16 protein-coding genes are annotated in these 18,563 nt (G+C 68.7%); 11 read left to right on the forward strand and 5 right to left on the reverse strand.

Features of this window, described 5'->3' with window-relative positions; genetic code table 11:
* Nucleotides 1–167 precede the first annotated feature (167 nt).
* The 3 genes from NNZ72_RS06975 to NNZ72_RS06985 form a co-directional block, all read right to left on the reverse strand.
* The gene (locus NNZ72_RS06975; RefSeq protein ID WP_257314422.1) at nt 168–1,454 is read right to left on the reverse strand and encodes a M23 family metallopeptidase; all 1,287 of its coding nucleotides are present in this window, start codon (nt 1,452–1,454) and stop codon (nt 168–170) included.
* 89 nt (nt 1,455–1,543) lie between these two features.
* Complete coding sequence (locus tag NNZ72_RS06980; RefSeq protein ID WP_257314424.1) at nt 1,544–2,368, reverse strand: ferritin-like domain-containing protein; 825 nt, start codon at nt 2,366–2,368, stop codon at nt 1,544–1,546.
* Between the two features lie 25 nt (nt 2,369–2,393).
* On the reverse strand, nt 2,394–2,861 hold the full coding sequence (locus tag NNZ72_RS06985) for a peroxiredoxin (protein WP_257314425.1): 468 nt from the start codon (nt 2,859–2,861) through the stop codon (nt 2,394–2,396).
* Between the two features lie 149 nt (nt 2,862–3,010).
* On the opposite strand from NNZ72_RS06985, the gene NNZ72_RS06990 reads away from it, so the two are divergent.
* The gene (locus NNZ72_RS06990) at nt 3,011–6,409 is read left to right on the forward strand and encodes a DUF3971 domain-containing protein (protein WP_257314426.1); all 3,399 of its coding nucleotides are present in this window, start codon (nt 3,011–3,013) and stop codon (nt 6,407–6,409) included.
* 23 nt (nt 6,410–6,432) lie between these two features.
* On the opposite strand, the gene tyrS is transcribed toward NNZ72_RS06990, so the two are convergent.
* Nucleotides 6,433–7,686, reverse strand: coding sequence for a tyrosine--tRNA ligase (tyrS, locus tag NNZ72_RS06995; protein ID WP_257314428.1), 1,254 nt, complete (start codon nt 7,684–7,686; stop codon nt 6,433–6,435).
* Nucleotides 7,687–7,774: 88 nt separating this feature from the next.
* On the opposite strand from tyrS, the gene NNZ72_RS07000 reads away from it, so the two are divergent.
* Together NNZ72_RS07000 and NNZ72_RS07005 are read left to right on the forward strand one after the other, a co-directional pair.
* The gene (locus NNZ72_RS07000; protein ID WP_257314430.1) at nt 7,775–8,911 is read left to right on the forward strand and encodes an anhydro-N-acetylmuramic acid kinase; all 1,137 of its coding nucleotides are present in this window, start codon (nt 7,775–7,777) and stop codon (nt 8,909–8,911) included.
* Between the two features lie 79 nt (nt 8,912–8,990).
* On the forward strand, nt 8,991–10,202 hold the full coding sequence (locus tag NNZ72_RS07005) for a GGDEF domain-containing protein (RefSeq protein ID WP_257314431.1): 1,212 nt from the start codon (nt 8,991–8,993) through the stop codon (nt 10,200–10,202).
* Nucleotides 10,203–10,218: 16 nt separating this feature from the next.
* On the opposite strand, the gene NNZ72_RS07010 is transcribed toward NNZ72_RS07005, so the two are convergent.
* Nucleotides 10,219–10,896, reverse strand: a complete 678-nt coding sequence (locus NNZ72_RS07010; RefSeq protein ID WP_257314433.1) for an alpha/beta hydrolase — start codon at nt 10,894–10,896, stop codon at nt 10,219–10,221.
* A gap of 197 nt (nt 10,897–11,093) precedes the next feature.
* Here NNZ72_RS07010 and NNZ72_RS07015 point away from each other — a divergent pair, with 197 nt between their 5' ends.
* From NNZ72_RS07015 to sufA, 8 genes are all read left to right on the forward strand, one after another.
* Complete coding sequence (locus tag NNZ72_RS07015; RefSeq protein WP_257314435.1) at nt 11,094–12,263, forward strand: cysteine desulfurase family protein; 1,170 nt, start codon at nt 11,094–11,096, stop codon at nt 12,261–12,263.
* A gap of 139 nt (nt 12,264–12,402) precedes the next feature.
* Nucleotides 12,403–13,872 (forward strand): Fe-S cluster assembly protein SufB, encoded by a 1,470-nt coding sequence (gene sufB, locus NNZ72_RS07020; RefSeq protein ID WP_257314437.1) that lies wholly within the window; start codon nt 12,403–12,405, stop codon nt 13,870–13,872.
* Between the two features lie 121 nt (nt 13,873–13,993).
* Complete coding sequence (locus tag NNZ72_RS07025) at nt 13,994–14,155, forward strand: hypothetical protein (RefSeq protein ID WP_257314439.1); 162 nt, start codon at nt 13,994–13,996, stop codon at nt 14,153–14,155.
* Nucleotides 14,156–14,200: 45 nt separating this feature from the next.
* Nucleotides 14,201–14,956 carry a Fe-S cluster assembly ATPase SufC gene (sufC, locus tag NNZ72_RS07030; RefSeq protein WP_257314440.1) on the forward strand — a complete coding sequence of 252 codons (756 nt, stop codon included), beginning with the start codon at nt 14,201–14,203 and terminating at the stop codon, nt 14,954–14,956.
* Nucleotides 14,957–14,978: 22 nt separating this feature from the next.
* Nucleotides 14,979–16,253 carry a Fe-S cluster assembly protein SufD gene (gene sufD, locus NNZ72_RS07035; protein WP_257314441.1) on the forward strand — a complete coding sequence of 425 codons (1,275 nt, stop codon included), beginning with the start codon at nt 14,979–14,981 and terminating at the stop codon, nt 16,251–16,253.
* A gap of 32 nt (nt 16,254–16,285) precedes the next feature.
* Entirely contained in the window at nt 16,286–17,527 is a 1,242-nt protein-coding gene (locus NNZ72_RS07040; RefSeq protein ID WP_257314443.1) for a cysteine desulfurase, read from the forward strand.
* Nucleotides 17,528–17,538: 11 nt separating this feature from the next.
* The gene (locus NNZ72_RS07045) at nt 17,539–17,919 is read left to right on the forward strand and encodes an SUF system Fe-S cluster assembly protein (RefSeq protein WP_257314444.1); all 381 of its coding nucleotides are present in this window, start codon (nt 17,539–17,541) and stop codon (nt 17,917–17,919) included.
* A gap of 178 nt (nt 17,920–18,097) precedes the next feature.
* Nucleotides 18,098–18,490, forward strand: a complete 393-nt coding sequence (gene sufA / locus NNZ72_RS07050) for a Fe-S cluster assembly scaffold SufA (protein ID WP_257314446.1) — start codon at nt 18,098–18,100, stop codon at nt 18,488–18,490.
* Nucleotides 18,491–18,563: the final 73 nt, after the last annotated feature.

Raw genomic sequence — 18,563 nt, forward strand, 5'->3', positions numbered from 1 at the left:
CCGGTTCTTGCGAACACACTGGGTTTCGGCGGCGGATGCCGCGTCAGAGGATGGAGCGCACATATGCCGAAAGTGCCGGAAAGTCAAGGAAATCGCTGAGTTCCGCGAATCAGCGAATGAAATGAGGGCGATCCGGGGCGAAAACGGGCCCGCAGGCTTGCGCTGCGTCAATCCATGTAGGTGGTGAGCTTCATGCCGGCGGTCAGGAAACGCATGGGGTCGACGGCCTTGCCGCCGCGCCGCACCTCGTAGTGGAGATGCGGGCCGGTGGAGCGGCCGGTGGTGCCGGACAGGCCGACGACGTCGGACGCCTCGACGCGCTCGCCGACCCTGACGAGGACCTTGGAGAGATGGGCGTAGCGCGTCGTCAGGCCGTCGCCGTGGTCGATCTCGACCATGTTGCCGTAGCCGCCGTTGCGGCCGGCGACGGTGACCGTGCCGGCGCCCGTCGAGCGGATCTCGGTGCCCGTGCTGACGCGGAAGTCGATGCCGGCATGCAGTGCAAGCCGGCCGAAGAACGGGTCGGTGCGGTTGCCGAAGCGGCTGGTGATGCCGCTGCCGGGCGAGGGGTTGCCGAAGGGCAGCTTGCGCGCGGTCTGGCGCGCGGCCTCCAGGCGGGCGAGCGCGCTGTCGAGGTCGTTGATCGATTCCTCGAAGGGGTCGGGCAGCTCGGGCTCGACGAAGGGGCCGCCGATGGCGTTCGCCCCGTCCTCCTGCGGGATCGCCTCCTCGGCGACCTCGACGCCGGTGCGGCGCAGGATCGTGCGGATCGCGTCCGCCGTCTCGGAGGCGCCGGCCGCCAGCGACTGGATGCGGTCGATCTGCTCGCGCTCCAGGTCCTTCAGCGACAAGGTGACGCGGGAGAACAGCCGGTCGGCCCGGTCGGCGACCGATTCGCGCTCGGCCGCGTAGGCGAGCTTGCCGGTGACCGGCGCTTCGCCGCCCGTCGCGCCCATGATCGCGCCGATGGCCTTGACGGCGTCCGCGCGGCGTCCGTCCGCGGCGGGCTTCTCCTCCGGCAGCGGCACGCCGTCCGGCGCGGCAAGGCCGGCGTCGCCGGCGCGGTTAAGGAGCGCGTCGAGCTTGCCGTGGCGGGCGGAGAGCGCGAGCTGCTGCTGCATCAGCTTCTCCACCTTCTCCTCGACGACCTGCTGGTCGAGGAGCTGGCGGCTCGTCACGCGGTCGACCTGGGCGCGCAGCGCCGAGATGCGGTCCTCGTAGTCATGCTGCATGCGCGCCTGGCGCGCCATGGTGGCGCCGATCAGGTCGTCGCGCAGCACGAGGTAGGAGGTGGCGCCAAGGTAGCCGACGGTGAACATGCCGGCGAAGCAGAAGGCGACCGCCGCCATCCAGGGCCGGATCGTCATGTGGCGGATGCGGTCGCCGCTTGCGAGAATCACGACATGCTGCTGCGCGCGTTTTCCGAAGACGCGGTTTTCAGGACGCTCAGGCACAGACGACGACTCCCCGACCGGTTATGCTGGTCTCGTGCCGGGGATTACACATCGTTAGGGTTAACAAAGCCTTTCGGCGGCGCCGGATGTCAGCTCTGGCTCACGGAAACGAGCGCGCGGTAGAAGGAGGGCGTGAGGCCCGCCTCGGCGCGCGCGACATCGTTGAAGGGCGGCTTCAGCGGCCCGCGGAAATTGGCCCTCACCAGCGCCTTGAAGGTGGCGGACGGGTCCTTGCGCTCGCGCGCGCAGAGGAAACGGAACCATTTCGCCCCGACGGCGACGTGGCCCTTCTCGTCGTTGTAGATGATGTCGAGGATGTCCGCGCTCCTGTCGTCGCCGGTCTCGCGCATCTTCGCCTGCAGCACCGGCGTCACGTCGAGGCCGCGCGCCTCCAGGATCAGCGGCACGACGGCGAGCCTTGCGGTGAGGTCGTTGCGCGTGTCGTGGGCGGCCTGCCACAGGCCGTCGTGGGCGGGCAGGTCGCCGTATTCGGCGCCGAGCTCGCGCAGCCGGTCGCGCACCAGCCGGAAATGCTTCGCCTCCTCGAAAGCCACCTGCATCCAGCCGTCGAAGAAGGAATGCGGCACGCGCTCCGTCGTGAAGCGGGCGACGATGTCGAGCGCGAGGTCGACGGCGTTGAGCTCGATATGGGCGAGCGCATGCAGGAGCGCCACGCGGCCCTTCAGCGTGTGGAGCGAGCGCTTCTCCATGTGCTTCGGCGGGATCAGCTCCGGCTTGTCCGGACGGCCCGGCCGGTCGGCGAGCGCCGGATCGCGCGGCGAGCGGATGGAAAGCGTGCGGGAGAACCACCGGCGCGCCGTCTCCTGGGCGAGCGCGGTCTTCAGGTCAAGGTCGGCTGCGGCGATCGCGGCCGTCGCGCCACCGCGCAGGCTCTCGATTGGAGGAAGGGACATCATTACAGCCTGTTGCCTCGGTTTCCTAAAGCTTCCTGGCAGCCGTGAGCACCGCCTCGGCGTGGCCCTTGACCTTCACCTTCGGCCAAATTTCCGCAATCCGGCCCGCGGCGTCGATCAGCAGCGTCGTGCGCTCGACGCCCATGTAGGTGCGGCCGTAGAGGCTCTTCTCCTTCCACACGCCGTAGGCCTCCAGCACGTCGTGGCTCTCGTCGGAGGCGAGCGGCACGGCGAGCGCGTGCTTGGCCACGAATCGATCGTGCTTCTTCACCGGGTCGGGCGAGATGCCGAGAAGGGCGACGCCCGCGGCGTCGAATTCCGGCTTCATCGCCGTGAAGTCCTTCGCCTCGACGGTGCAGGCCTCGGTGTCGTCCTTGGGATAGAAGAAGAGGACGAGCGGACGGCCGCGGAAATCGGCAAGCGACACCGTGCCGCCGCCGTCTCGTTGGAGGGTGAAGTCCGGCGCCGGCATGCCCGTTGTCAATTCCGCCATGGGATTTCCTTTCTTTGGCCGGTTTCTTGAGTAAGGGAACCGGCTTCCCGCATATATACTGGCGGAGGGAATCGTCCAGCGGCGAAGGGACGATGCGCATCGATTCTCAGAGGATTCGGTGCCTCAGGGGCAAAGGAAGCACGCAGGGAATGGGAGAAATCCGCGGCGAGAAGGTCGTATTCCGCAGGCAGGACATCGTGCCGCTGCATGCGCTGCCGTCCGCGCAGGCGCACGAGCCGCTCGTGCTGCGCTGCGCCGGCCGCTCGCGCTCCGGCTTCGCCTTCCGCGTCCTCGCCGCCGTCTTAGCCATCACGGCGGCGCTGGCCGCGCTGCTTGCCGGCCTCGTCGAGAGCGGCATGTTCGACCGGACGCTGAACGCGCGCGCCGTCGCCGCGCTCAACCACGCGCTCGGCCCGCGCTATTCGGCCTCCGTCGAGCACACCGTGCTCAGGCTCGCAGGCTTCGACGGGTTCGCGCTCAAGGCGGAGAACGCGCGGATCGTCGAGGCCGGCTCGGCGCGCGAGCTCGCCACCACCGAATCGGTCGCCATGGTGCTCGATCCGATCGCGCTGATGTCCGGCCGGATCGCCATCTCGCGCCTCGACATCGCCGGCGCCCGCTTCGACGCGGCGCTCCTGCCCGAGAGCGCGCCGCTCGACCTTGCGCAACTGCGCGTCTCCGACGTGCCGGACTATCTCGAGGCGACCTTCGGGCAGCTCGACGGGATCCGCCGCCTGATCGTCGACAACGGCATGGAGACGGTGAGCGTCTCCGACCTCGGCGCCGTCTTCAGGGGGCCGGGCGGCAGGCCGGTCGAGATCGCGGTCCCGCGCCTCGATTTCAGCCGCGACGCCGACGGCGTGATGCGGATCGGCGGGCGCTTCGCCATGAACGGCGACGAGGGCGAGATCGACCTGTCGGCGGCCGGCGGCGACGAGAGCGCGATCGACAGGCTGGACGGGGCGATCCGCAGCGTGGCGCTGGAGACCTTCCTTCTCGAGCGCGACGATGCCGGCGCGCCGCGGGCGGGCGTGCAGTCGGTCGCCGACATCCGTGTCCACGCGCGGCGCGAGGCGGAGGGCGGCGCTCCGGCGCTGGGCCTCGACATCGCGCTTGCCGAGGGCGCACTCTACGCCGACGGGATCGCCGCCCTGCTGCGGCCCGCCACGCTGCAGGCGAGCTACAATTTCGACAAGGGATCGATCGAGCTCGCCTCGAAGGGGATCGGCGTCGGCCAGTCGCTCTTTCCCTTCACCGGCGGCCTCATCGACCTCGACCGCATCTCCGACCGGGGCGAGAAGGGCTTCGCCATCGATCTCCTGTTCCGCAACGCCGTCAGCCGGCCGGAGGACACGGGCGAGGCGCCGATCCGCTTCGACGCCAAGGCGAGCGGGCGCTATCTGCCGGGTGCCGGCAGCCTGCTCTTCGAGGAGCTCGCTGTGTCGAGCGAGAAGGGGGCCTTCGCCGGCTCGCTCGCGCTCCGTTTCGGCGGGCCGGCGCCGGAGGTGAGCTTCGTGATGATCGCCGACCGGGTCGATTCGGCCGCCGTCAAGCAGTTCTGGCCGTTCTGGCTGGGCAAGACGGCGCGCGCCTGGGCGGCGAAGAACATTTTCGGCGGCACCGTCACCAACGGCCGCATCGAGCTGTTCATGGCCGGCGACCGCAAGCGCGAGCCGGGCGTGCCGCTCGATCTCGGCCCGGAGGAGCTGAAGATCGACTTCGAGCTCGAAGGGGCGCGGATGAACGTCGCAGGCGATATCCCGCCGCTGCGCGACACGTCCGGGAAATTCCGCCTGCGCGGCGGCCGCACGGAGGTCACGATCGCGGGCGGCACGGCCTATCTGTCCTCCGGCCGCTCGGTGGCGCTCAAGGGCGGCACCTTCGTCCTGCCGGAAGGCTACCGCAAGCCGCTGATGGCGGAGATGGACATCGAGGTCGCCGGGAAGGCGGACGCGGTCGCCGAGCTCGTGACCTACCGGCCGATCCGCGCCCTGCCGCCGACCGGCTTCGTGCCGGAGGACTTTTCCGGCGCCGTGACGGCGAAGGTGAAGGCGCGCTTCGGCCTCATCGGCAGGCAGAATCCGCCGCCGCCGGAGTGGACGGCGGCACTGGCGCTCGACGGCGTCGACGTGAACAAGCCGGTGTCCGGCCACCGCATCGCCAATGTCCGCGGCACGCTCGCCATCGACGCGAACCGCGCCGACCTCGACGCCAAGGGCGAGATCGAGGGGGTCCCGCTCGGCATCCGGCTCACCGAGCCGGTGGCGAAGGACGCGGGCGTCACCCGGCAGCTGGTGCTGTCCGGCACGCTCGGCGACGCCGACCGGCGCAAGCTGCTGCCCGGCCTCGACGATATCGTGAGCGGCAAGGTGGAGGTCCGCCTCGAGCAGACCGGCGACGGGCCGCGGCTCGTCGAGGCGGACGTGGGGGCCGCCGCCGTCTCCGTGCCGTGGATCGGCTGGACCAAGGGCAGCGGGATTGCCGCCAAGGTCTCCTTCCGCGCCGAGACGAAGGACGCCGTGACGCGGGTGTCCGGCTTCAGCTTCACGGGCGACGGCTTCTCCGTCGCCGGCGACATGGTGCTGCGCGGCACAGCGCTGGACACGGCGGATTTCTCCACCGTGCGGCTGTCGGCGGAGGACCGCTTCCGCCTGCGGGTGGAGCGCGGCAAGTCCGGCTATTCGGCCGTGGCGACGGGCGAGGTCGCCGACATCCGCCCGGTGCTGGCGCGCCTCAAGACGGCGGGCGGCGGCGGCAAGTCGGGCGAGAGGGGCCAGAGCGCCAGCGTGCGGGCGACGCTGAAGCGGGCGATCGGCTTCAACGGCGAGGGGCTCTCCAACGTCAGCCTGACCTACGAGACGAACGGCCGGCGCGTTTCCGGCCTCGGCCTGGAGGCGCTGACGGACGGCGGCGCGCCGGTGGTGGCGAACCTCGCGCGCCGCGGCAAGAACGACGTCATCGAGCTGACGAGCGGCGACGCGGGCGCCGTCGCGCGCTTCACCGACATCTACCGGCACATGCGCGGCGGCCTGCTCAACGTGCGCCTCCGGGAAACGGCGGGGCAGGGCTGGTCGGGGACGGTGGACATCCGCAAGTTCTCGCTGGTCGGCGAGGAGCGGCTGCGCTCGCTCGTCTCCACGCCCACCGGCGAGGGCGGCAAGAGCCTCAACGACGCCGTGCGGCGGCAGATCGACGTGAGCACGGTGAGCTTCGACCGGGGTTTCGCTCGGCTCAAGGTAAAGGACGGCACGCTCGCCGTCGAGAACGGCGTCGTGCGCGGCCAGACGGTCGGCGCGACCTTCCAGGGGACCGTGCGCGACGCCGGCGGCCGGACCGACATGACCGGCACGTTCATGCCGGCCTACGGCCTCAACCGCCTCTTCGCCGAGCTGCCGCTGATCGGCGTCATCCTAGGCAACGGCCGGGACCGCGGCCTGATCGGCATCACCTTCAAGCTCAGCGGCGCCTTCGAGACGCCGCGGTTGACGATCAACCCGCTGTCGATCATCGCCCCCGGCGTCTTCCGCAACATCTTCGAGTTCCAGTAGAGCGCGGCCGCGGGGCCGCCTTCTCAGGCCGGCCGCACGAGGATGTGCTTCTTCCTGCCGAGCGACAGCTTGATCACGCCGTCGGCCGAGACGTCGGCGGTGCCGACGAGGCGGCGCTCGTCGGAGACGGCGACGTCGTTGACGCGCACCGCACCGCCCTGGACATGGCGGCGCGCCTCGCCGTTGGAGGCGGCGAGCCCCGCCCGCACGACCAGCGTCAAGAGGCCGAGGCCGGCGTCGAGCTCTGCTGCCGGAACCTCGATCGACGGCAGGTTCTCGGCGATCGCCCCTTCCTCGAAGGTTTTCCGCGCCGTCTCGGCGGCCTGCTCGGCGGCCGTGCGGCCGTGCAGCATGGCGGTGACCTCGGTTGCGAGGATCTTCTTCACCTCGTTGATCTCGGCGCCGCCGAGCGCGGAGAGTTTTCCGATCTCGTCCATCGGCAGCGTCGTGTAGAGCTTCAGGAAGCGCGACACGTCGGCGTCCTCGGTGTTGCGCCAGTACTGCCAGAAGTCGTAGGCCGACAGCATCTCCGGGTTCAGCCAGACGGCGCCCGACAGCGACTTGCCCATCTTGGCGCCCGAGGCGGTGGTCAGCAGCGGCGAGGTCAACGCATAGAGCTGCGGCGTGCCGAGGCGGTGGCCGAGGTCGATGCCGTTTATGATGTTGCCCCACTGGTCGGAGCCGCCCATCTGCAGGCGCACGTCGTAGCGGCGGTTGAGCTCCACGAAGTCGTAGGCCTGGAGGATCATGTAGTTGAATTCCAGGAACGAGAGCGACTGCTCGCGCTCCAGCCGCATCTTCACGCTGTCGAAGGAAAGCATGCGGTTGACGGAGAAATGCCGGCCGACGTCGCGCAGGAATTCGAGATAGTTGATGGAGAGCAGCCAGTCGGCGTTGTTCACCATCAGCGCGTCCTTCGGGCCGTCGCCGTAGGCGAGGTAGTTGGAGAAGACCTTCTTGATGCCGGCGATGTTGGCCTCGATCGTCTCGGCCGTCAGGAGCTGGCGCGATTCCTCCTTGAAGGACGGGTCGCCGACCATGCCGGTGCCGCCGCCCATCAGCGAGACCGGCCGGTGGCCGGTCTGCTGCAGCCAGTGCAGCATCATGATCTGGATGAGGCCGCCGGCATGCAGGCTCGGCGCGGTCGGGTCGAAGCCGATATAGGCCGTCACGGTTTCCTTGGCGAGCAGGTCGTCGAGGCCGGTTTCATCGGAGATCTGGTGGATGAAGCCGCGCTCTTTCAGCGTGCGGAGGAAATCGGACTTGAATTCGGACATTGGCCTGTTTCTCTGGTGGAACGTTTCGGGCGGGCGTTTATCACCTTTAACACGCATTATCACTGCAAAAGTGAGTCTGGAGCGACGGATGACGGTTATGCGGACGGCTATCGGTTTGATGAGCGGCACGAGCCTCGACGGCATCGACGTGGCGCTGCTGCGCACGGACGGCGAGGCCGTCGTCGAGCGCGGCCCCTCCCTGGCGCGCCCCTACGACGCCGCCTTCCGCCGCCGCCTGCAGGGGGCGCTGGAGACGGCGAAGGCGATCGCCGCGCGGCACGAGCGGCCGGGCGACCTCGCCGACATCGAGCGCGAGCTGACGCTGCGGCATGCGGAGGCGGTGCGCGCCTTCCTCGCCGGGAATGCGCTGGCACCCTCCGACATCGACGTCATCGGCTTCCACGGCCAGACGGTGCTGCACCGGCCCGACGCCGGCCTCACCGTGCAGATCGGCGACGGCCCGCTCCTGGCGCGCAAGACGGGGATCGACGTCGTCCACGACATGCGCGCCAACGACATGGCGCATGGCGGGCAGGGCGCGCCGCTGATCCCGGCCTATCACGCCGCGCTTGCCGCCGGCCTGCCGCGGCCGCCGGCGCGCGCCGTCGTCTTCGTCAATATCGGCGGCATCTCGAACCTCACCTTCGTCGGCGGCGACGGCGGGATCGTCGCCTTCGACAGCGGGCCGGGCAACACGCTGATCGACCAGTGGGTCGAGGCCCATGCCGGCATTCCCTTCGATCAGGGCGGCATGATCGCCTCCGAGGGGCGGGTCGATACGGCGCTGGCGGCGCGCTACCTCGACCATCCCTTCTTCACCGCGCCCCTGCGCCGCTCGCTCGACCGCAACGATTTCCGCCCGCCGGAAGGCAACGAGGCGAGCCTGGAGGACGGTGCGCGCACGCTCGCCCACGTCACGGCGGCGGCGATCCTGCGCTCGGCCCGCCACCTGCCGGAACGGCCGGCGCTCTACGTCGTCAGCGGCGGCGGCCGGCTCAACCGGACGATCATGGCCGATCTGCGCGCGCTTGCGGCGGCGGCAGGGGCGGAGGTGGCGGCGGCCGAGGCCTTCGGCCTCGACGGCGACAGCATGGAGGCGGAGGCCTGGGCCTATCTCGCCGTGCGCTCGCTTGCCGGCCTGCCGCTCACCTTTCCCGCGACGACGGGCGTCGCCGCACCGGTGACCGGCGGCCTCCTCGCGCCGAAAGAGGGGGGAAGCGGTTAACCCTTTGTTCGGCAGCCGCCTCTAGCATCCCGTCCCCGGCGGTTCCGGTGCGGCCGTTCGTTCTTGCGTAAGGTGACCCATGAGCGGCGCGGGTTTTCTGCTGGCGGTGAACTTCCTCATCGCGCAGTGCTTCTGCCTGTTTTTCCTGGCGGTTTCCGCCAGAAGCCGCAACCGCGTCGCCGCCCGATGGTTCGCGGCCGCCTATGCGGTGGCGTCGCTCTCCGCGCTCTTCGAGCTGCTGGTCGCCTTCCTGCCGCCGCCGAAGCCGTGGGCGATCCTCGCCTTCGCCTCGATGCTCGCCGGCATGCTGATGCTCCGGCTCGGCATCGGCCATCTCTACGGCCTGAAGACGAACCGGGCGCTCCTGGTGGTGCTGTTCGCCGTGTCCGTCGCGCTGGACTATGCGATCTACGACCTGCCGCGCGGCACGCTCGCGCATGCGCTGCCCTACCAGGCGCCCTTCGCCGTGGCGCTCGGCATGAGCGCCGCCGCGGCGTGGCGGGCGGGGCGGACGGCCGTCGTCGACCGCGCGCTGACGGCGGTGCTCGCCATCGCCAGCGTCCATTTCCTCCTCAAGGCCTTCGCGGCGGTCGCGGCCGGGGCGGGCAGCGACGCGAAGGACTACATCGCCAGCCAGTTCGCGCTGTTCTCGCAGAGCATGACCGCCGTGCTGATCGTCGCCGCCGGGCTGATGCTGCTCTGCGTGCTCGTGCTGGAGATCGTGGCCGAGGAGAAGGTCAATGCCGAGCTCGACGCGCTGTCCGGCCTGCTCAACCGGCGCGGCTTCGACAACCGCATCGTTGCCGCGCTCGCCGCGCCCGGCCCGCACAGCCTCGTCCTCTGCGACCTCGACCGTTTCAAGTCGGTCAACGATACCTACGGGCATCAGGGCGGCGACTGCGTCATCCGCGCCTTCGGCGAGATGCTGCGCGAGGCGGCGCCTCCCGGCGCGTTGGTCGCCCGCGTCGGCGGCGAGGAATTCGTGCTCTTCCTGCCGAAGACGGGCCGCGAGGCGGCCCTCCTCTTTGCGCAGGCGCTGCGGGCGAGCCGCGCGGTGGCGCCGATCCCGGGCCTGCCCGCCGGCGTGCGGGTGACGGCGAGCTTCGGCGTCGCCGAGATCGGCCGTGACGAGCCGCTGCGGCTCGCCATGCGCCGGGCCGACGACGCGCTCTACGCCGCCAAGGCCGCCGGCCGCGACTGCGTGCGCGAGGCCGAGCCGCCCATGCGGCCGCGGCAGACCGGCGGACGGCAAGGAAAAAGCCCGCCGGCGGACCCGACGGGCTTTCCCTGAACGCGGCAGGCTTTCCTCAGCGGATGCGCTTGGCGGCGGGCTCCGGCGTCAGCTCGCCGGCAAGGCGCCGGTCGAGATAGTCCTCGCACTCGGCCATCAGCGTCTCGACATGGCCGTTGAAGAAGTGGTTGGCGCCCGGCACCGTGCGGTGGGTGATGAGGATGCCCTTCTGCGCCTTCAGCTTCTCCACGAGCCCGTTGACGTCCTTTTCCGGCGCCACCTTGTCGGCGTCGCCGTTGATGATCAGGCCCGAGGACGGGCAGGGGGCGAGGAAGGAGAAATCGTAGATGTTCGGCTGCGGCGCGATCGACATGAAGCCCTCGATCTCCGGCCGGCGCATCAGAAGCTGCATGCCGATCCACGCGCCGAAGGAATAGCCGGCGACCCAGCAGCTCTTGGAATCGGGATGGAGGCTCTGCACCCAGTCGAGTGCGGAGGCCGCATCCGACAGCTCGCCCGCGCCATGGTCGAACTCGCCCTGGCTGCGGCCGATGCCGCGGAAATTGAAGCGCAGCGTGGTGAAACCACGCTTCTGGAACATGTAGAAAAGCTGGTAGACGATCTGGTTGTTCATCGTGCCGCCGAACTGCGGGTGCGGGTGCAGCACGATGGCGATGGGCGCGTTCTTCTGCTTGGACGGCTGGTAACGGCCTTCGAGGCGACCGGCGGGTCCGTTGAAGATGATTTCGGGCATTCTTACTCCGGGTGTTCGGGCTCCGGACCGGATTTCTGTCAATTGCAGTCTTGACGAAACAAGTCAGCTTTTCTAGAACCAGTTTAGAACCGTTCAAAACTTTGTGGCGCCGGGCGCCGTGAGCTTGGTTCATAAGGCAAGCCCGACGGAAATTTCAAGAAAAATGCACCGCGCGCGCGATGGGCCGGGAGCGAGGGATGACGAAGACGGAGCGGACATATCTGGACTGGAACGCGACGGCGCCGCTCTTGCCGGCGGCGCGCGAGGCCATGGTCGCCGCCCTCGATCTTGTCGGCAACCCGTCCTCCGTCCACGGCGAGGGCCGGGCGCTGCGCATGCTGGTCGAGGCCGCACGGCGCGACGTCGCCGCGCTCGTCGGCGCGAAGCCCGCCCATGTCGTCTTCACGAGCGGGGCGACGGAGGCGGCGAACCTGGTGCTGACGCCCGATTACCGCATGGGGCGCACGCCGCTTGCCGTCGGCCGGCTCTATGTCTCGGCGATCGAGCATCCCGCCGTGCGCGAGGGCGGCCGCTTCGCCGCCGGAAGTGTCGAGACGATACCGGTGACGCGGGACGGCGTCGTCGATCTCGCCGCGCTGGAAACGCAGCTTTCCGCCCACGACAAGGCTGCCGGCCTGCCGATGGTCGCGGTCATGCTCGCCAACAACGAGACCGGGATCGTCCAGCCGGTCAGGACGGCGGCGGAGATCGTCCGCCGCCACGGCGGCCTGCTGGTGGTCGACGCGGTGCAGGCGGCAGGCCGCATGCCGGTCGATATCGCGGCGCTCGATGCCGATTTCCTGATCCTCTCCTCGCACAAGATCGGCGGGCCGAAGGGGGCAGGCGCGCTCGTCACGCGCGGCGAGGTGCTGATGCCGGTGCCGCTCATCCGCGGCGGCGGGCAGGAGAAGGGTCATCGCTCCGGCACGGAGAACCCGGCCGCCCTTGCCGGCTTCGCCGCTGCCGCCCGCGCCGCGGCGGAGGATCTCACCGGGCGCAATGCCGGCATCGCGGCCCTGCGCGACCGGATCGAGGCGGGCATGCGCCAGGCGGCGAGCGACGTGATCGTGCATGGCGCGGCGGTCGAGCGGCTCTGCAACACCGCCTTCTTCAGCCTGCCGGGCCTGAAGTCGGAGACGGGGCAGATCGCCTTCGACCTCGAGGGGATCGCGCTGTCGGCCGGTTCGGCCTGCTCGTCCGGCAAGGTCGGCGAGAGCCACGTGCTGACGGCGATGGGCTTCGACGCCGGGCTCGGGGCGCTCCGCGTCTCGCTCGGTGCCGCGACGGGCGAGGCGGAGGTGGAACGCTTTCTGGCGGCCTTCGGCCGGGTCGTCGCACGGCGGCGGCGGGCCGTGGACGCGGCCTGACGGGAATCCGGGCGGAAACACCAGTTTTCGCTTGCCAAAGGGTGGGAAAAGCCGCCTTTGGCGCTTACATAACCGGCGGGAGGACCGCCAGACGTTGACAAACCGCCGGACCTTGTCTCCGGCGAGATTGGAGAACGACATGCCTGCGGTGCAGGAAACGATCGACCAGGTCCGTCAGATAGACGTCGACCAGTACAAATACGGCTTCGAGACGAAGATCGAGATGGACAAGGCGCCGAAGGGCCTGTCCGAGGACATCATCCGCTTCATCTCGGCCAAGAAGAGCGAGCCGGAATGGATGCTCGAATGGCGCCTCGACGCCTATCGCCGCTGGCTGACCATGGACGAGCCGACCTGGGCGCGCGTCGACTATCCGAAGATCGACTTCAACGATCTCCACTACTATGCCGCGCCGAAGAACCAGACCGGCCCGAAGTCGCTGGACGAGGTCGACCCGGAACTGCTGAAGACCTATGAGAAGCTCGGCATTCCGCTGCGCGAGCAGGAAATCCTCGCGGGCGTGGAAAAGTCCAAGATCGCCGTCGACGCCGTCTTCGATTCCGTCTCGGTCGTCACGACCTTCAAGGCGGAGCTGAAGAAGGCCGGCGTGATCTTCATGTCGATCTCCGAGGCGATCCGCGAGCATCCCGACCTCGTGAAGAAGTATCTTGGCTCCGTCGTGCCGACGACCGACAATTTCTACGCGACGCTCAACTCCGCGGTCTTCACCGACGGTTCCTTCGTCTTCGTGCCGAAGGGCGTCCGCTGCCCGATGGAGCTTTCCACCTATTTCCGCATCAACGAGAAGAACACCGGCCAGTTCGAGCGCACGCTGATCATCGCCGAAGAGGGGGCCTACGTCTCCTATCTCGAAGGCTGCACCGCGCCGCAGCGCGACGAGAACCAGCTTCACGCCGCCGTCGTCGAGCTGGTCGCGCTGGACGATGCCGAGATCAAGTATTCCACCGTCCAGAACTGGTATCCGGGCGACAAGGAAGGCAAGGGCGGCATCTACAACTTCGTCACCAAGCGCGGCGATTGCCGGGGGAAGAATTCAAAAATCTCCTGGACGCAGGTCGAGACCGGTTCGGCGATCACCTGGAAATACCCGTCCTGCATCCTGCGCGGCGACGGCTCGCGCGGCGAGTTCTACTCGATCGCCGTGTCGAACGGCCACCAGCAGATCGACAGTGGCACGAAGATGATCCATCTCGGCAAGAACACGTCGAGCCGCATCATCTCGAAGGGCATTTCCGCGGGCTTCTCCAACAACACCTATCGCGGCCAGGTTTCTGCGCATCGCCGGGCGGAGAACGCGCGCAACTTCACCCAGTGCGACTCGCTTCTGATCGGCGACAAGTGCGGCGCCCATACCGTGCCCTATATCGAGGCGAAGAACGCGACGGCCCAGTTCGAGCACGAGGCGACCACCTCGAAGATCTCCGAGGACCAGCTGTTCTACTGCCTGCAGCGCGGCATTCCGGAAGAGGCGGCGATCGCGCTGATCGTCAACGGCTTCGTCAAGGAAGTCATCCAGGAGCTGCCGATGGAATTCGCCGTGGAAGCGCAGAAGCTGATCGGCATCTCGCTCGAAGGCTCGGTCGGCTGACGGCCGAGCAGGAAGAATGCCCCGGCGGAACCCGCCGGGCGGCCGGCCGGCCGCCTCCGAAATGAACCGGGCCCGTCATCCGTCATAGAAGACGGATGCGGTCTCGACGGAGGAAGCGGTCATGGACCCGGTCAATCTGACGTATTACGCCGTGGTTTGCGGTGGACTTGCAGCCTATTCGCCTTCGCTTTCCAGCAGGATCGTGCGGCTGGCGATGGGCTTCGGAGTGGGGGCGCTTTCGGCGACACTCCTTCCGGCGGTCCACTTCCTCCTCGGCTTCTGAACGAAGACGGGAGCGTTGGTCGCTCCGAACGCAGGACCGAGAAACATGCTTGAAATCAAGAACCTCCATGCCCGCATCGCCGAGGACGGCACCGAGATCATCCGCGGCCTGAACCTTTCCGTGAAGGCCGGCGAGGTCGCCGCCATCATGGGCCCGAACGGCTCCGGCAAGTCGACGCTCTCCTATATCCTCGCCGGCCGCGAGGATTACGAAGTGACCGACGGCGACATCCTCTACAACGGCGAGAGCATCCTCGAGCTCGACCCGTCCGAGCGCGCCGCCAAGGGCATCTTCCTCGCCTTCCAGTATCCGGTCGAGATTCCCGGCGTCGCCACCATGCAGTTCCTCAAGGTGGCGATGAACGAGCAGCGCAAGGCCCGCGGCGAGGCGGAGCTTTCGACGCCGGACTTCATGCGCCGCGTCAAGGAGGCCTCCGCCGAGCTCAAGATCGCGCCGGAGATGCTGCGCCGCCCGCTCAACGTCGGTTTCTCCGGCGGCGAGAAGAAGCGCGCGGAGATCCTGCAGATGTCGCTGCTGGAGCCGAAGCTCTGCGTCCTCGACGAGACCGATTCCGGCCTCGACATCGACGCGCTGAAGATCGTCGCCGACGGCGTCAACGCGCTGCGCTCGCCCGACCGCGCCGTCGTCGTCATCACCCACTACCAGCGCCTGCTCGACTACATCGTGCCGGACAGCGTCCACGTCCTCTACAGGGGCCAGGTCATCAAGTCCGGCGACAAGACGCTGGCGCACGAGCTGGAAGCCAAGGGCTACGCCGACATCATCGGTGCGGCCGCCTGAGCGGGCGTGAAGGAGCGATCTCATGAACATGCAGACAGGAAAGACGCTTTCCGTCGCCGAAGCCGCCCTGTGCGAAGCCTATGACCACGCGGTCGGCGACCTGCCGGGCGACAGCGCCGTGCTCATCGCCCGCGACGGGCTGATCAGCGATTTCAAGGCCGCCGGCCTGCCGACGCGGCGCATCGAGGCCTGGCACTATACCGACCTCAAGGCGCTGCTGCGCAGCGTTCCCGACGTCGCGCCGGCGGCGTCCGCCGATGCGGTCGCGCCGCTGGTCGCGGGCTCCGCCGTGCTTTCCGTCGCAAACGGCGTCGCCGCCCGGGCGGCGTCCGCGGCCGGCGCCACCGTGCGGACCTTCGCCGAGGCGCTCGCCGACGGAACGGCCGCCGCGGGCCTCACCGCGCGCGACGGCGACGACGCGATCGGCCGCCTCAACGGCGCCTTCGTGCGCGACGGCTTCGTCCTCGACCTGCCGGAGGGCACCGAGCCCGACGCGCCGATCGAGCTGCAGGCCGTGCAGAACGGCGGCCAGACGCATGTGCGCTTCCAGGCGGGTATCGGCGCGGGCGTCAGGGCGACGGTGATCGAGCGGCATCTCGCCACCGGCGAGGAGGCGGCCTTCGCCACGGCCTTGAGCGAGCTGACGCTCGCCGACGGGGCGGACGTCACCTGGGTGATCCAGCAGGCGAAGGGCGTTTCCGACACGCATCTCGGCCAGATCCGCGTGCGGCTCGGCACGGATGCGCAGCTTCGCCTCTATGTCGTCAATGCCGGCGGCCGGCTGGTGCGCCAGGAGATCCATGTCGAGGTGGCGGGCGAGGGCTCCGACCTCAAGCTGCGCGGCATCAACCTGCTGGGCGGCGAGACGCACAACGACGTCACCTTCACCGTCGGCCACGACGTGCCGAACACGACCTCGACGGAGGTCCTCCGCAACGTCGTGTTCGACCGCGCCCGCGGCGTCTTCCAGGGCCAGATCCGCGTCGCCCCCGATGCGCAGAAGACCGACGCGAAGATGTCGTGCAACACGCTGCTGCTCTCCGACGAGGCCGACTTCTCCGCCAAGCCGGAGCTGGAGATCTTCGCCGACGACGTGCAGTGCGGCCACGGCGCGACCGTGATCGACATCGACCACACCCAGCTCTTCTACCTGATGGCCCGCGGCATCCCGGAGAACAAGGCGCGCGCCATGCTGGTCAACGCCTTCGTGGCGGAGATCGTCGAGGAGCTGGAGGACGAGCCGCTCGTCGAGGCGCTGGAAGGCGTCATCGGCGCATGGCTGGACAAGCACGCCTGACAAGGGCACGCCTGACAGGACAGGTTTTCGAGATGGAACACACGCTGCCGACGCCCGCCTACGATGTCGAGGCGATCCGCAAGGATTTTCCGATCCTGTCGCGGACCGTCTACGGCAAGCCGCTGGTCTATCTCGACAACGGCGCCTCCGCGCAGAAGCCGCAGGCCGTGATCGACGCGGTGGCGCACGCCTATGCGCATGAATATGCCAACGTGCACCGCGGCCTGCACTTCCTGTCGAACGCCGCCACGGACGCCTATGAGGCCGCGCGCGAAAAGGTGCGCCGCTTCCTGAACGCGTCTTCCGTGGACGAGATCGTCTTCACCAAATCCTCGACCGAGGCGATCAACACCGTCGCCTACGGCTACGGCATGCCGAAGATCGGCGAGGGCGACGAGATCGTCATCTCGATCATGGAGCACCATTCCAACATCGTGCCCTGGCATTTCATCCGCGAGCGGCAGGGCGCGAAGATCGTCTGGGCGCCGGTGGACGAGACGGGCGCGTTCCATCTCGAAGACTTCGAGAAATGCCTGACGGAGCGCACGAAGCTCATCGCCATCACCCACATGTCGAATGCGCTCGGCACCGTCGTGCCGGTCAAGGAGGTCTGCCGCATCGCCCGCGAGCGCGGCATCCCGGTTCTCGTCGACGGCTCGCAGGGCGCCGTCCACATGCCGGTCGACGTGCGCGACATCGATTGCGACTGGTACGTGATGACCGGCCACAAGCTCTACGGCCCTTCCGGCATCGGCGTGCTCTACGGCAAGATGGACCGGTTGCGCGAGATGCGGCCCTTCCAGGGCGGCGGCGAGATGATCGTCGACGTGACCGAGGACCTCGTCACCTACAACGACCCGCCGCACCGCTTCGAGGCCGGCACGCCGCCGATCGTCCAGGCGATCGGCCTCGGCTACGCGCTCGACTACATGGAGGCGGTCGGCCGCGCGGCGATCTCCGCGCACGAGGCGGATCTCCGCGACTATGCCTACGAGCGGCTGTCGGCGATCAATTCGCTGAAAATCTTCGGCACGGCGCCGGGCAAGGGCTCGATCTTCTCCTTCGAGCTCGAAGGCATCCACGCCCACGACGTCTCCATGGTCATCGACCGGGCGGGCGTCGCGGTGCGCGCCGGCACCCATTGCGCCCAGCCGCTCTTGAAACGCTTCGGCGTCACCTCCACATGCCGGGCATCGTTCGGCATGTACAACACGCGCGCCGAGGTCGACGTCCTCGCCGACGCGCTCGACCATGCCCGCAAGTTCTTCGCCTGAGGAGTTTTCCCATGTCCGCCGACGCCACCGAAGACAAGACCGACGCCCGCGAGGGCATCGTCAATTCGGCCATTCCCGCCGATGAGCTGGCGCGCCTCTCCGACGACATCATTGCCGCGCTGAAGACCGTCTACGACCCGGAAATCCCCGCCGACATCTTCGAGCTCGGGCTGATCTACAAGATCGACATCGAGGACGACCGGATGGTGAAGATCGACATGACGCTGACGGCGCCCGGCTGCCCGGTCGCCGGCGAGATGCCGGGCTGGGTGGAGAACGCCGTCGGCGCGGTCGAGGGCGTCTCCGGCGTCGAGGTGTCGATGACCTTCGATCCGCCGTGGACGCCGGACCGCATGTCCGAGGAGGCGCAGGTCGCCGTCGGCTGGTATTGAGAAGGCGCGGCAGGTGCCCCTCATCCCGCTGCCGGGACCTCTCCCCGCGTGCGGGGAGAAGGTGGCGGCAGCTGGATGAGGGGCCTGCCCGGCATCTTGATCCGGCGCCTTCATCTCACTAGATTCGGAATGAGCAAGCCCCGGGCCTTGAACCCGGCGGCGCAGGAGACGGACGATCATGGCCTTCGCCATCATGACACTCACGGATGCGGCGGCGGACCGCGTCAAGGCGATCGTCGCCAATGCGGGCGCGGACGCGAAGGGCATCCGCGTCGGCGTGAAGAAGGGCGGCTGCGCCGGCATGGAATATGCCATCGACCTCGTCACCGATCCCAATCCGAAGGACGACCTCGTCGAGAAGAGCGGCGCCAGCGTCTGGGTCGCGCCCGAGGCCGTGCTCTACCTGCTCGGCACCGAGATGGATTTCGAGGTGACGACGCTGCGCTCCGGCTTCACCTTCCGCAACCCCAACCAGACCTCGGCCTGCGGCTGCGGCGAATCCGTCGAGCTGAAGCCCGCCGATCTCGCGGCGCTTGCCGCCGCCGGCCGGCCGACCGTGCGCGCCGGCTGAGGCGCCCGCCTGTTTTCCCTCGACTTTTCCGCGGCCGGCCATTGCCTCGGCGCGGAATCCCGGCATGATGTCG

This window comes from Shinella pollutisoli (assembly GCF_024609765.1).
In the GTDB taxonomy this organism is placed as follows: domain Bacteria; phylum Pseudomonadota; class Alphaproteobacteria; order Rhizobiales; family Rhizobiaceae; genus Shinella; species Shinella pollutisoli.